Source organism: Olleya sediminilitoris, assembly GCF_016785945.1.
Taxonomy (GTDB): domain Bacteria; phylum Bacteroidota; class Bacteroidia; order Flavobacteriales; family Flavobacteriaceae; genus Olleya; species Olleya sediminilitoris.
The window spans coordinates 95941-108479 of sequence record NZ_JAEMEF010000010.1; the positions used below are offsets into that span (position 1 = coordinate 95941).

At 30.2% G+C, this 12539-nt stretch carries 13 protein-coding genes; 10 read left to right on the top strand and 3 right to left on the bottom strand.

Going from position 1 to position 12539, the window contains the following annotated elements:
- Positions 1-33: 33 nt before the first annotated feature.
- A complete protein-coding gene (locus JAO71_RS11700) occupies positions 34-561 on the top strand; it encodes a DUF2059 domain-containing protein (RefSeq protein WP_203000974.1) in 528 nt (175 codons plus the stop codon).
- Here JAO71_RS11700 and JAO71_RS11705 read toward each other — a convergent pair.
- Positions 558-1256 carry a class I SAM-dependent methyltransferase gene (locus JAO71_RS11705; protein WP_054851756.1) on the bottom strand — a complete coding sequence of 233 codons (699 nt, stop codon included), beginning with the start codon at positions 1254-1256 and terminating at the stop codon, positions 558-560. The genes JAO71_RS11700 and JAO71_RS11705 overlap by 4 nt on opposite strands.
- 21 nt (positions 1257-1277) lie before the next feature.
- Between JAO71_RS11705 and JAO71_RS11710 the strand changes: the two genes are divergently transcribed.
- The 3 genes from JAO71_RS11710 to JAO71_RS11720 all read left to right on the top strand — a co-directional run bounded on the left by JAO71_RS11710 (position 1278) and on the right by JAO71_RS11720 (position 3889).
- Positions 1278-1772, top strand: coding sequence for a YkgJ family cysteine cluster protein (locus JAO71_RS11710; protein ID WP_203000976.1), 495 nt, complete (start codon positions 1278-1280; stop codon positions 1770-1772).
- Positions 1773-1791: 19 nt separating this feature from the next.
- Positions 1792-2685 (top strand): hypothetical protein, encoded by an 894-nt coding sequence (locus tag JAO71_RS11715; RefSeq protein WP_028606809.1) that lies wholly within the window; start codon positions 1792-1794, stop codon positions 2683-2685.
- A 295-nt stretch (positions 2686-2980) separates the two neighbouring features.
- A complete protein-coding gene (locus tag JAO71_RS11720) occupies positions 2981-3889 on the top strand; it encodes a hypothetical protein (protein ID WP_036598372.1) in 909 nt (302 codons plus the stop codon).
- Here the strand turns inward: JAO71_RS11720 and JAO71_RS11725 are convergent.
- Positions 3886-5130: an exo-beta-N-acetylmuramidase NamZ family protein gene (locus tag JAO71_RS11725; protein ID WP_203000978.1), complete on the bottom strand. Its 1245-nt coding sequence runs from the start codon at positions 5128-5130 to the stop codon at positions 3886-3888. The genes JAO71_RS11720 and JAO71_RS11725 overlap by 4 nt on opposite strands.
- A gap of 8 nt (positions 5131-5138) precedes the next feature.
- Between JAO71_RS11725 and JAO71_RS11730 the strand changes: the two genes are divergently transcribed.
- Positions 5139-6374, top strand: coding sequence for an ABC transporter permease (locus JAO71_RS11730; protein ID WP_028290314.1), 1236 nt, complete (start codon positions 5139-5141; stop codon positions 6372-6374).
- A 290-nt stretch (positions 6375-6664) separates the two neighbouring features.
- A complete protein-coding gene (locus tag JAO71_RS11735; RefSeq protein ID WP_203000980.1) occupies positions 6665-7645 on the top strand; it encodes a PLP-dependent cysteine synthase family protein in 981 nt (326 codons plus the stop codon).
- A 64-nt stretch (positions 7646-7709) separates the two neighbouring features.
- On the opposite strand, the gene JAO71_RS11740 is transcribed toward JAO71_RS11735, so the two are convergent.
- Positions 7710-8075, bottom strand: coding sequence for a hypothetical protein (locus JAO71_RS11740; protein ID WP_203000983.1), 366 nt, complete (start codon positions 8073-8075; stop codon positions 7710-7712).
- Positions 8076-8283: 208 nt separating this feature from the next.
- Between JAO71_RS11740 and JAO71_RS11745 the strand changes: the two genes are divergently transcribed.
- From JAO71_RS11745 to JAO71_RS11760, 4 genes are all read left to right on the top strand, one after another.
- A complete protein-coding gene (locus JAO71_RS11745; RefSeq protein WP_203000985.1) occupies positions 8284-9558 on the top strand; it encodes a DUF2851 family protein in 1275 nt (424 codons plus the stop codon).
- A gap of 12 nt (positions 9559-9570) precedes the next feature.
- Positions 9571-9798 carry a PspC domain-containing protein gene (locus tag JAO71_RS11750; RefSeq protein WP_028290310.1) on the top strand — a complete coding sequence of 76 codons (228 nt, stop codon included), beginning with the start codon at positions 9571-9573 and terminating at the stop codon, positions 9796-9798.
- Between the two features lie 6 nt (positions 9799-9804).
- Positions 9805-10830 (top strand): potassium channel family protein, encoded by a 1026-nt coding sequence (locus JAO71_RS11755; protein WP_054851749.1) that lies wholly within the window; start codon positions 9805-9807, stop codon positions 10828-10830.
- 89 nt (positions 10831-10919) lie between these two features.
- Positions 10920-12536, top strand: a complete 1617-nt coding sequence (locus JAO71_RS11760) for an alanine/glycine:cation symporter family protein (RefSeq protein WP_028290308.1) — start codon at positions 10920-10922, stop codon at positions 12534-12536.
- The last annotated feature ends 3 nt before the right edge of the window (positions 12537-12539 follow it).

Consider the following 12539-nt stretch of genomic DNA (forward strand, 5'->3'; position numbering starts at 1 on the left):
TTTGTAAATAACTAATTATACAAACTAATTAAAATGAAAAAAATAATCACAATATTTTGCTTTTTGGTCATTGGTACATCAGGCTTTGCTCAAGTAGATCAATACAGTAAAGATGTTAAAACGTGTATTAAAAGTAACGGAACATATAGTTATTATGAAGGTGTTATAGAACAAATGTATACGATGCTAGAAGAGCAGTTTGTGGCTCAAAAAGTGCCAGCAACTGTTTGGACAGACTTAAAAAAAGGTAACTCAGAAGCAATGGACGAGTTGTCTCTAATGATTGTTAGTGCTTACAAAGCGCATTTTACACATGAAGATGTTAAAAACATGAACAAATTATATGCAACCAAAGCTGGTAAAAACATGTTTAAAACAGATGCTTTAACCGAAGGTGATAAAGTTTTTTTAAAAGAATTTTATCAAAGTGAAACAGGACAAAAAATTGTTAGCTCTCAAGAATCTATGAATTCATCTATGAGTGATATTTCTGTAATATGGAGTGGTAATTTATATAAAAGCGTTATTTCAAAATTGTCAGAAAAAGGATACGATCTTTAAACAGATATCTTTGCTAAATAATCATAGTGCTCGCCTTCCGCGAGCATTTCGCATTTTAAACCAACAGCTTGACAAGCAGTAAGCAGTAAATTAAAATCTAAGTATAACCATTTCATAGGGTCTTCTTTTTCATTTTTATAGCTTAAAAAGTAATCCAATTCACCATAATAATTGGCATTAATATCCTGCCAAAAACCACCATCTTCATCTAAATACATATATTGTATGTCACTTGAGTCTATTAGTATCTGACCATTGGTATTTAATAAAGACTTAAGATGTGTTAAATATGCAGAGACTTGTTTTACAGTTTGAAAAATACCAGTACCATTCATTAATAATAATATGGTATCAAAAGTTTCAGTTTCATCTAATAAGCCTTTTAACTCAGCGTTTAAAACACCTCTTTGTTTACAAACGGTAATAGCACCTTCAGAAATGTCAATTGCTTTAACTTGTAATCCTTTGTCTTGAAGGTATAAAGTGTGGCTTCCTGAGCCACAACCAACATCCAAGATATTACCTTTAGATAGTTTTAATGCATGCTGCTCTAATTTAGGCATGTCTTTAAAACTTCTAAATAAGTAGGGAAGTGGTAGTGCATCGTCATCAGATATGTTGGTAGATGTTATAAGATCTACTGTATAATTACCATTTTGATAATCTAATAATGCTTTTCCGAAAAGGTCTTTCATTTAAAATACTATTTTTGCACTATGGAAGTATTTTTAAATAATCTACCAAAGCTTGCCAAAGATAAGCATAAGGAAAACAAAACCTTTTTTACAAAGCTAAAAAAGAAACCACCAAAGCAATTGGATTATATTATGCAAGAATTGCATGAACAGGAGTTTGAAACTACAGACTGTTTGACATGTGCTAATTGCTGTAAAACTACTGGACCTTTGTTTACAGACAAAGATGTGCAGCGTATTGCTAAATATTTTAGACAAAAGCCACAACAGTTTATTGATCAATATTTACGTGTGGATGAAGAAAATGATTATGTCTTAAAGTCTGTACCTTGTACTTTTTTAGGTCCAGATAATTACTGTTCTATTTATGATGTCAGACCTAAGGCCTGTGCCGAATTTCCGCATACTGATCGTAAAAAATTTCAACAAATATCTAATTTAACGTTAAAAAACGTTGCCATTTGTCCTGCTGCTTATAATATTGTAGAAAAGATGAAATCTAGAATTAAATTGTAATTCTGCTTAAATAATATCTATGAAAAAAATAGTTGTCCTTATAGCCTTTGTTTTATGTTCTATAAATAGTACCATAGCTCAAGAATGGTTGACTTCTTATACGTTAGCTAAAAAATTAGCATTGGTTAAAAATAAAATGATGTTAGTTATTTGGGAGGATGCTGCTAATTATTCTTATCCTTTATTGGTGGATACTAAAGAGGGTTCTCAAATTGTTGTAGAGTTATTTGAAAGTGATAAAATAAAACAGTTGGTCTGGGAGTATTTTGTACCAGTTATAATTAACGAGTCTAATTATGATAAACTTTATCATGGTGGAGTTAAAAACAGGAGAGTTAGTTATATTGAAAGGTTTAATGATGACAAATTAAAAGTAATGGATCCCAATGGAAACATATTAAATCTATCTGAAAGAGATGATTTTAGTATGACTAACATGTCGCTTTTAATACAGAAATACGCGCTAGACACTTCATTTTTATCAAATGAAATGAAGCAATATTTTGAACATAAAAATTATGCTTCAGCGTTTAGATTAGCTAATAAATATCTTGATTTTGCTATGTATGCAGAAGATTTTGTTAAAGAAGAATTAATAGCTTTATCAGATTTATATATGGATGAAGCTACAGATTTATTGAAGCTTAGCGATATAGAACATAAAGAGGCTTTACATCAAAAACAAGAGTTATTGAAAATTGAAGGTTTTTTAATAATAGGTAAATTTAAAAAGGCGCGTCGTTTTCTTAAAAAACATGAAACTGAATCAATTGACGACTTAAATCAATCTTTGTTTTCGTTTTTAAATTATGTAACTTTTAGAGGCTTGGATGATATGGATCAAGCTATAAAATGGCGTGATAGTTTATCACAATCTGATTTAAATAAAGTTGAGTTGTTATTGAAAAAATAATTAATAATTCTCAATAGGCTATGCTTCTCTTTTTTTAGAATAATTTTGTTTACACTTCATTTTGTTGTTGATTTTGTAGTTTATTGTTCTTTTTGTTGAAATTTTGTTGTAAATCATTGTTTTTTTTTCATTTAAGTTATTGATAGTAAGGTTAAATGTCTGTTCATCGGTTTTTTGTGCATTTTGACTAAAAATGTATAACTTGCATTATGATTAGTGTGAAATATATAGTATTTCATAATACTTTTGGAATCCTCTTAAACTGACTTTTAGCGTAACAATTAATTATACAATTATGATTAGGCAAAAAATAACATTAGTATTAGTTTTTACTTTTCTATTAACCACTTCAATGTTTTCTCAAACAAGAAGTAAAACAACCATTGTCGAAAATGTAAATGCTACCAAAGCAGGACTTATTCACGGGCTTAATAAAACAGGAGACACTATTGTATTAAAAAGTAATAAAGACATTTATAGGTTTACTTTTTTGTTTCATAATAAAAAAGAATCTATAATGATGGATTTAGGTAATAAGGAAGCTAAAATTCCATTACACCATTTTAATGTTGGTCGATATACTGTTGTGGCTTATCGTGAAGATGCTGTATATCCAATATCTTTAAATCGTATTCAAGATATTGCAAAACCAACTAACGCTGTAACAGATTTAGAAGAAGATGTTTTACGTGCTAGTTTATCTAAAGAAGAACAACGTAAACGTAGTATTACGCCAAGAGCATCTATTAATAAAGATACACGTTTGGCTAGTGCGACTATTGAAGAAGATGAAATTTCTTTTGAAGAAAAATTGGCTAAAGAGCGTAAGTTAGTTGTCCTGAGACAAAGAGAATATAATGCACGCATCAAACGTGAAGTAGAAGCAAAGTCCATGAAAGAGCAAGTATTTGCTCAAGCTGAAGCTAATAAAAAAGTATCAGAACAAAAAAGATTGGCAAAACAAGAAGCTAAACGTCATGAAATTAAAGAAAAAGAAGTTAATACTGTTGCAGCACGTTACAAGCGTAACCAACGTATTTTAAAACAGCATGCAGCCACTTTAGCTAGCTCAAAAAAAAAAGTTGATACTAAAGAGGTGAAATACAATATTTCTGAAATAAATAATAACAGTCTAGAAAAACAAACTAGAGAAGAATACAGAAAACAAAATTTAAGACCAAACGGATTACCTTACGAAGATTAATTGTATAATAAGTAAGGTTTACGTTTAGTCATAAAATCATTCAAGCCACTTGTCCAAGTGGCTTTTATTTTGTCTTCACTCCAACCAGCTTCAATTTGTTCTTGTAATTTTTTTGTTCCAGCTAATTTTGTAAAAAAGCCATTCTTAATAAAAAATGCGCCTTTATCATTGGTGCTATTATATGCATTTATAAGATAGCTTAGGTTAAGCTTAGATAAAGGTTTGTTACCACTTAAATTATATCCATGACATATTTTGTTTTCATGCTTAGGGTATTTTGCTCCAGCATTAGATTTAGGGGTAAAGCTATACGATGTCTGAGGTAAAAATGGAGAACCATAAACTTGAAACTGTAAATCTGTACCACGACCAGCACTAACATTAGTCCCTTCAAAAAAACATAAACTTGGATATAAATTTATAGCTTGAGCATTAGGTAAATTTGGAGAGGGTTTAATAGGTAGATCATACGTCATTTGTCTGTTGTAGTTTTTAATAGTTATAACTTCTAACATACAAGTTACCTTATTTTTTAACCAATGCTCACCATTAATCATTTGTGCATACTCACCAATTGTTAGGCCATGTACAACAGGTATTGGATGCATACCGACAAAACTAGTGTGTTCTTTTTCTAGAATTGGACCATCAATATAATGGCCATTTGGGTTTGGTCTGTCTAATACAATTAAAGTTTTGTTTTGTTCAGCACAAGCTTCCATGACATAATGTAAAGATGATATGTAGGTGTAAAAACGCGCACCTACATCTTGAATATCAAAAATTATAATATCAATATCTTTTAATTGTGCAACGCTTGGTTTTTTATTTTTTCCGTATAATGATACAATAGGTAAGCCTGTTTTAGTATCTATACCATCTTTAACCACTTCACCTGCATCTGCTTGACCTCTAAAACCATGTTCTGGTGCAAAGACTTTTTTTACAGTTACGTTTAAATCTAAAAGACTATCTACTAAATGTGTATATGTTTCTTTTTTAAAAACTACACTTGTTTGGTTAGCTACTACACCAACACGTTTGTCTTTTAGCAAAGGTAAATAGGCTTTGGTTTGATTTGCTCCAACAATAATTGGCTTATCTATAGAGTTATCAGTAGTAATTTCGGCTTTAGCCAAAATAGCAGTTGTTTCAGTAATATTATTTTTCGTTTTATAAGCACAAGAATTTAGTACCATAACAAATAATAAAACTGTATTTTTGAAAATATTAAATCGCATAATCTAGTTTGAATTTCGAGTTTTTTATAGCTAAACGCATAATTGATAGTAAAGCGTATAAAAGTAGTATATCAGCACCAATAATAAAAATTGGTATTGTAGCAATTGCTTTGGGAATTATTGTAATGATGATTGCTATAGCAACTGGTATTGGGTTGCAACAAAAAATCAGAGAAAAAGTAATTGCTTTTAATGGACATAGTATCATTCAAAATTACGATAATAATCAGTCCGAAGAAAGTATACGTCCAATATCTACCAATCAGGATTTTTATCCAAATTTTTCTAGTGTTCCTGGTGTGACTCATATTCAGGCTACAGCAACTAAATCTGGGATAATTAGGTTAGAAAACGATTTTGAATACGTCGTTATAAAAGGTGTTGGTCAAGATTATGATTGGCAATATTTTAAAGAGTTTTTAATAGAAGGAGAACTGCCAAACTATACAGACGGATTAAATCAAGACATTTTAATTTCTCAGTATTTAGCCAACAGACTTAAGCTAAAACTTAAAGATCGTATAAATACTTATTTTTTAAGAGAAGACACAACAAAACCACCAAGAAGTATAACTTTTAATATTGTTGGTATTTATAATTCTGGTTTACAAGAAATGGATCAATTATATGTCATTGGAGACATTAATCATATTAAGCGACTAAACAAATGGGATGATGACCAAGTTGGACGTTTTGAAGTTTTTATAGACGATTATGATAATCTAGAAACCACAGGAAATGCTATATTTATAGCAGTACCATCCACTTTAAATGCAAAAACAGTAGACAGAGAATATCCATTCATTTTTGATTGGATAAAAATTTTTGACAATAATATCTATGCTATAATAGGTATCATGATTTTAGTAGCAGGTATAAACATGATAACAGCTTTGTTGGTTTTAATTCTAGAACGTACCCAAATGATAGGTGTTCTAAAAGCATTAGGAAGTGCCAATACCAGTATACGTAAAATCTTTTTATACAACGCAAGTTATCTAATATTAAAAGGTCTGTTTTGGGGTAATTTAATAGGATTAACCTTATTGCTTTTACAAAAATACTTTGGACTTTTTCCTTTAGATCCACAAACCTATCACGTCTCTGCAGTGCCTGTGTATATAAACATAGGTTACATAATAGCATTAAATATTGGGACCTTTGTATTATGTCTATTAATGCTATTAATACCATCTTACATTATCTCAAAAATATCTCCAGTAAAAGCTATTAGATTTGATTAAATAATTTGGGCGTTACCCTTAACTTGAAAAAAAATCAAGTTAAGGGTCGCGTCATCCACTATATCTTTTTTGCGCATAAGCGCGCACAAAAAAGGATGTCGTTACTACCGCTAACGCAACCTATCCTAAGGCAAGTAATTAAAATAAAGTACAGCTTAAACTTAAGGTTTTAGTAGTTATCATAATGTTAAAATTAGGAACTAAAAATAACAGTTTATTAAGTGTTCAATCAAATGGAACATAAAACAAAAAGATTACTTATTTTTGCAAAATAAAATAAAAAGTAAAGCATGCAATACGCAAACAATATACTAGAAACCATTGGAAACACACCATTAGTAAAATTAAACAAGCTAACTGAAGAGCTACCATGTTTAGTACTATCTAAATACGAAACCTTTAACCCAGGAAACTCTGTTAAAGATCGTATGGCATTACAAATGATTGAAGATGCAGAAGCAGATGGACGTTTAAAACCAGGAGGAACTATTATAGAAGGAACCTCAGGTAACACAGGAATGGGATTAGCGTTAGCAGCAATAATCAAAGGTTACAAATGTATATTTGTAATGGCAGACAAACAAAGTAAAGAAAAAGTAGACATACTAAAAGCAGTAGGAGCAGAAGTAGTCGTATGTCCAACAGCAGTTGAGCCTGAAGATCCAAGATCTTACTATTCTGTATCAAAAAGATTAAGCACAGAAATAGAAAACAGTTGGTACGTAAACCAATACGATAATCCAAGTAACGCAAAAGCACATTACCAAAGTACAGGACCAGAAATTTGGAAACAAACTGAAGGTAAAATAACACACTTTGTCGTTGGTGTTGGAACAGGAGGAACCATATCTGGAGTCGGTAAATATCTAAAAGAACAAAATCCTGATATCAAAGTTTGGGGAATAGATACTTACGGATCAGTATTTAAAAAATATCACGAAACAGGTGTTTTTGATGAAAACGAAATCTATCCATATGTAACAGAAGGAATCGGAGAAGATATCTTGCCAAAAAATGTTGACTTTGATATTATTGATGGATTTACAAAAGTAACAGATAAAGATGCAGCAGTTTATACTCAGAGACTATCCAAAGAAGAAGGAATGTTTTTAGGTAATAGTGCAGGAGCAGCAATAAAAGGAGTATTACAATTAAAAGAACACTTTACAAAAGATGATGTTGTTGTGGTTTTATTTCATGATCATGGAAGTCGTTATGTTGGTAAAATGTTTAATGACGACTGGATGCGCGAAAAAGGATACATTGAGTAGTTTTAAGCTCCAATAATTAAATAAAAAAAACTCACAATTTACATTGTGAGTTTTTATTATTTAACTACTTAATAATTTTCATTGTAATGGATCCAGAGGCGTTATTATATTTGTCAGATATAATTACTGTTTTATAGCCATCTAGCTTTATAGTGTATAGATTGTCTTTTTTTATTTCAGAACGATAAAAACTGAATTGTTTTTCAATGTCATCAAATGTTATTTTTAACGTGTATTGTATATCAGAGTGATATTTACGGTTTTTATCTTCAGGAGGTGCATCATACCACCATTCTTCAATTAAATCCGTTAATTCAATAGTTATAAATTCATTTTGATAACCAACATTAGTAATAGTATTGTTTTTAAGAGTAAAAGTTTCTCCAAAAACGATATCAAATTTGTCTTGAGCAAACATACTAATTTGCATAAAAAGTGAAATTATAAACAAATAATGTTTTTTGGTTAAATGCATATTAGTATAAATATAGTGTTAATAAATATTAGTCTAATTTAATCAATTAAATGGTTATGAGTAATTAACGTTATTAAATCAATTTTAGCAATTGTAAAAAGGTTTGTTCTTACAAATTATTCTGCTAATTTGTAAATATCAATCACTAGTCTTACATTTAAACATGCAAGAAGATTTTTTACATTATCTCTGGAAGTTTAAAAAGTTTGATACTCAAAACTTAAAAACTACTAATAATGAAGCCGTATTAATAAATTCAATAGGTTCGCATAACCAGCATTCTGGACCTGATTTTTTTAACGGTCAAATTACTATTGATAATCAGCTTTGGGCAGGGAATATAGAGATACACATTAAATCTAGCGATTGGTTTGTACATAATCATGAAGTAGATCCTAATTATGACAACGTAATATTACATGTCGTTTGGGAACATGATACAGAAGTATTCCGTAAAAATAACACTCTAATACCAACCATCCAACTTAGGGATTATGTCTCAGTAAGAGCATTAAATAATTATTATAAATTATTTAATAAAAATCAAACCTGGATTAATTGCGAAAATACTATCCCAAAAGTAGATTCTTTTAAAGTTAATAATTGGTTAGAACGCTTGTTTTTTGAACGTTTAGAACGTAAGTCAAAAGATATTGAAGTCTTACTGAAAACATCTAACAATAATTTTGAAGCAGTATTGTTTAAATTACTTGCTAAAAACTTTGGATTAAAAGTCAATAGTGATGCGTTTTTAAGTTTAGCAAATAGTATTGATTTTTCAATAGTCAGAAAGCAACAAAATAATTTACAAAGTTTAGAGGCTTTATTTTTTGGCCAAGCTAATATGTTGGACAAAGATGTTCAAGAGGCATATTATATAAACCTTCAAAAAGATTATGCGTTTTTAAAGCAAAAATTTGGGTTAGATAATAAAAGTGTCATTCCGTTTCAGTTTTTTAGATTACGTCCACCAAATTTTCCAACCATTAGATTGTCACAATTAGCAAATCTATATCATGTGCATCAAAATTTGTTTTCAAAAGTCATTGCATTAGATACTTTAACCGATATTTACAAACTATTCTCTGTGTCAACATCAACTTTTTGGGAGGATCATTACACATTTGATAAAGTTTCAAAAACTAGTAAAAAGAAAATCACCAAAAGTTTTATAAACTTACTATTAATAAATACAATCATTCCGCTTAAATTCTGTTATGCAAAGCAACAAGGTAAAGCTATTGACGATACAATTATTAAGCTTATAGAGCAATTAAAGCCAGAAAAAAACAGCATTGTAGATAAGTTTAAAGTTTTAAAAGTAAAATCAGAATCTGCTTTACAAAGTCAGGCTTTAATTCAACTTAAAAATAATTATTGTGACAAAAATATGTGCTTAAAATGTGTAATTGGTAATTCTATACTAACGCAAAATTAATTATCTTGCAGTATGCAATTTTTATACAAACCAATACATTATTTTCAAAAACGTGGGTATCATGTTTGTCAACGTATTGCAGATCGTTTAGGTATAAGAGCCAAAGTAGTACGTACTAGTTTTATGTATTTGACGTTTGCAACCTTAGGTTTTGGCTTTGCATTATATTTGTTTTTAGCCTTTTGGATGCGCATTAAAGATATTATTTACACAAAACGATCTTCAGTTTTTGATCTTTAAAACCATATGACCAATCCTTTAATTACTTTATATAGATCTAAAATTTATACAGCTATTTCACTACTATTACTACTTTTATTAGTTGGTGTTTTAGGGTTTAGAATGATGTCTAATTACAGTTGGGTAGACGCTTTGTATATGACTGTAATTACAATTACAACCGTTGGTTTTGGAGAAGTACAACCTTTAGATGATGTCGCAAAAATCTTTACGATATTTTTAATATTAAATAGTGTTGTAATTTTAGGTTATGCACTATCTGTTATTACCGAATTTATTTTAAGTAAAAGTAACCTTGAAGAATTAAAACAAAAGAAAATGCAGAAAAAAATTGATGCACTTAACAATCATATCATAATTTGTGGTTATGGTCGAAACGGAAAGCAAGCAGCTACCAAATTGTTAGCTCACAAAAGACCTTTTGTTATTATTGAAAAAAATAAAGAAACTATTGAAAAATTTGAAGACGATAACACTCCTTTTATATTAGGTAACGCTAATGAAGATGAAATTTTATTACAAGCAGGTATTGAAAGAGCTAGTACTTTGATTTCTGCATTACCAAATGACGCAGACAACTTATTTGTTGTGTTATCAGCAAGGCAAATGAAAAAAAATCTAAGAATTATTAGTCGTGCATCACAAGAAACATCTTATAATAAATTAAAATTAGCAGGTGCTAATAATGTTATTTTACCAGACAGAATTGGAGGTGACCATATGGCATCCCTAGTGGTTGTTCCAGACTTAATAGAGTTTATAGATAATCTAGCTATTGTTGGAGAAGCTAACATTAATATTGAAGAAGTTCAGGTTGAAAAATTGTATAATCCCGATTCAGGTATTAAAACAATTAAAGATTTAGACTTACGTCACAAAACAGGTTGCACTGTTATTGGTTTTAAAAATGGTCATGGCGAATATATTGTAAACCCAGAGGCCGAACTCAAGTTAGTACCCAACTCAAAAGTTATTGTACTTGGTAGGCCAGAACAAATTCAGAAATTAAATACTATTTTTAGTTTAGATTAAATAGGTATTTAACAGCTTTTCTTTTAAAAATTCATCATTTTTTTGCATCTTGCTAATCTTAATTCAAAATTAACTAACAAATATTTATTATGAAGAAATATCTTCTCTCGATTTTTACATTAATATTACCAATACTAACTTTTGCGCAAAGTAGTACTGCAGACCAAATTGATGCTGCATTTAAAAAGTATACAGGCTGGTTTGTTGAAGGCATTTTTTCGGAAATTCCATTTACCGATACAATCAAAATTCCTTGGGTATTATTAGTGTTAATTGGAGGTGCACTTTTTTTTACGATATACTTTAAGTTTATCAATTTTACTGGATTTAGAACAGCAATTAAAGTGGTGCAAGGTAAATACGAAGATATTGAAAAACATGGTGTAGATTCACTTTATGGAGATCAAACTCCAGGAGGGGATGTTATCGAAACCATGAAAAAAGAAGGAGCTGACGGAGAGGTGTCTCACTTCCAAGCATTAACCGCAGCTTTGTCGGCAACTGTAGGTTTAGGTAATATTGCAGGTGTTGCAGTAGCCTTATCAATTGGTGGTCCAGGAGCAACATTTTGGATGATTATAGCAGGATTATTAGGTATGGCATCTAAGTTTGCAGAATGTACTTTAGGTGTTAAATATAGAGATGTAGGTGAAGACGGAACTGTTTATGGTGGTCCAATGTATTATTTGACTAAAGGTTTAAAAGAAAAAGGAGCTGGAGGAATAGGTAAAGTACTAGCTGTACTTTTTGCAATTTTTGTTGTTGGTGGATCTTTTGGAGGTGGTAACATGTTTCAAGCTAACCAAGCAGCAGCACAATTTACTAAGTTATTTGATCTAACAGGAGAAAATGCAGGAATGTATTTTGGTATTGTTATGGCTGTTTTAGTTGCTATTGTAATAATAGGAGGTATCAAACGTATTGCTTCTGTTACAGAAAAAGTAGTACCATTTATGGCAGGTATTTATGTATTGGCTGCTTTAATTATATTATTTGCTAATTTCACTTTAATTGATGATGCTTTCGCAGCTATTTTTAATGGTGCATTTACACCTTTAGCTGGTTTAGGAGGTATTATTGGAGTTATGATACAAGGTGTAAGACGTGGAGCTTTCTCTAACGAAGCTGGTGTTGGTTCTGCTGCAATTGCTCACTCAGCAGTACGTACTAAGTATCCTGCTAGTGAAGGTATTGTAGCTTTATTAGAACCATTCGTAGATACTGTTGTAATTTGTACTATGACTGCTTTAGTAATTGTAATTACTAACTTTGATGGTGGATTCATGGAATATGGTGTAGAGATTAAAGAAGGTGTAGAAATTACAGCAACTGCTTTTGATAGTGTTATTCCTCATTTCTCAATTGTATTGACTATTGCAGTAATATTATTTGCTTTTAGTACAATGATTTCTTGGTCATACTATGGTATGCAAGGTTGGGTATTCTTATTTGGAAAAGGAAAAATCACAGATTTAGTATATAAAATATTATTCTTATTTTTCGTAGTAGTTGGAGCATCTATAAGTTTAGGAGCTGTTATTGATTTCTCAGACGCAATGATATTTGCAATGGTTGTACCAAACATTATTGGTGTGGTTATGTTATCACCAATAATTAAAAAGGAATTAACTAAATATATGAATGCCATCAATAAAAAAGAAGACGCTATTGAAGATGGAGCAACAGATTTAGTTGATGAGATGTAAGAT

Bases quoted from the DNA above. Each gene is read 5' to 3' on its own strand.
- JAO71_RS11700 (WP_203000974.1), top strand. From the start codon at position 34: ATGAAAAAAATAATCACAATATTTTGCTTTTTGGTCATTGGTACATCA.
- JAO71_RS11705 (WP_054851756.1), bottom strand. From the start codon at position 1,256: ATGAAAGACCTTTTCGGAAAAGCATTATTAGATTATCAAAATGGTAAT.
- JAO71_RS11710 (WP_203000976.1), top strand. From the start codon at position 1,278: ATGGAAGTATTTTTAAATAATCTACCAAAGCTTGCCAAAGATAAGCAT.
- JAO71_RS11715 (WP_028606809.1), top strand. From the start codon at position 1,792: ATGAAAAAAATAGTTGTCCTTATAGCCTTTGTTTTATGTTCTATAAAT.
- JAO71_RS11720 (WP_036598372.1), top strand. From the start codon at position 2,981: ATGATTAGGCAAAAAATAACATTAGTATTAGTTTTTACTTTTCTATTA.
- JAO71_RS11725 (WP_203000978.1), bottom strand. From the start codon at position 5,130: ATGCGATTTAATATTTTCAAAAATACAGTTTTATTATTTGTTATGGTA.
- JAO71_RS11735 (WP_203000980.1), top strand. From the start codon at position 6,665: ATGCAATACGCAAACAATATACTAGAAACCATTGGAAACACACCATTA.
- JAO71_RS11740 (WP_203000983.1), bottom strand. From the start codon at position 8,075: ATGCAAATTAGTATGTTTGCTCAAGACAAATTTGATATCGTTTTTGGA.
- JAO71_RS11745 (WP_203000985.1), top strand. From the start codon at position 8,284: ATGCAAGAAGATTTTTTACATTATCTCTGGAAGTTTAAAAAGTTTGAT.
- JAO71_RS11750 (WP_028290310.1), top strand. From the start codon at position 9,571: ATGCAATTTTTATACAAACCAATACATTATTTTCAAAAACGTGGGTAT.
- JAO71_RS11755 (WP_054851749.1), top strand. From the start codon at position 9,805: ATGACCAATCCTTTAATTACTTTATATAGATCTAAAATTTATACAGCT.
- JAO71_RS11760 (WP_028290308.1), top strand. From the start codon at position 10,920: ATGAAGAAATATCTTCTCTCGATTTTTACATTAATATTACCAATACTA.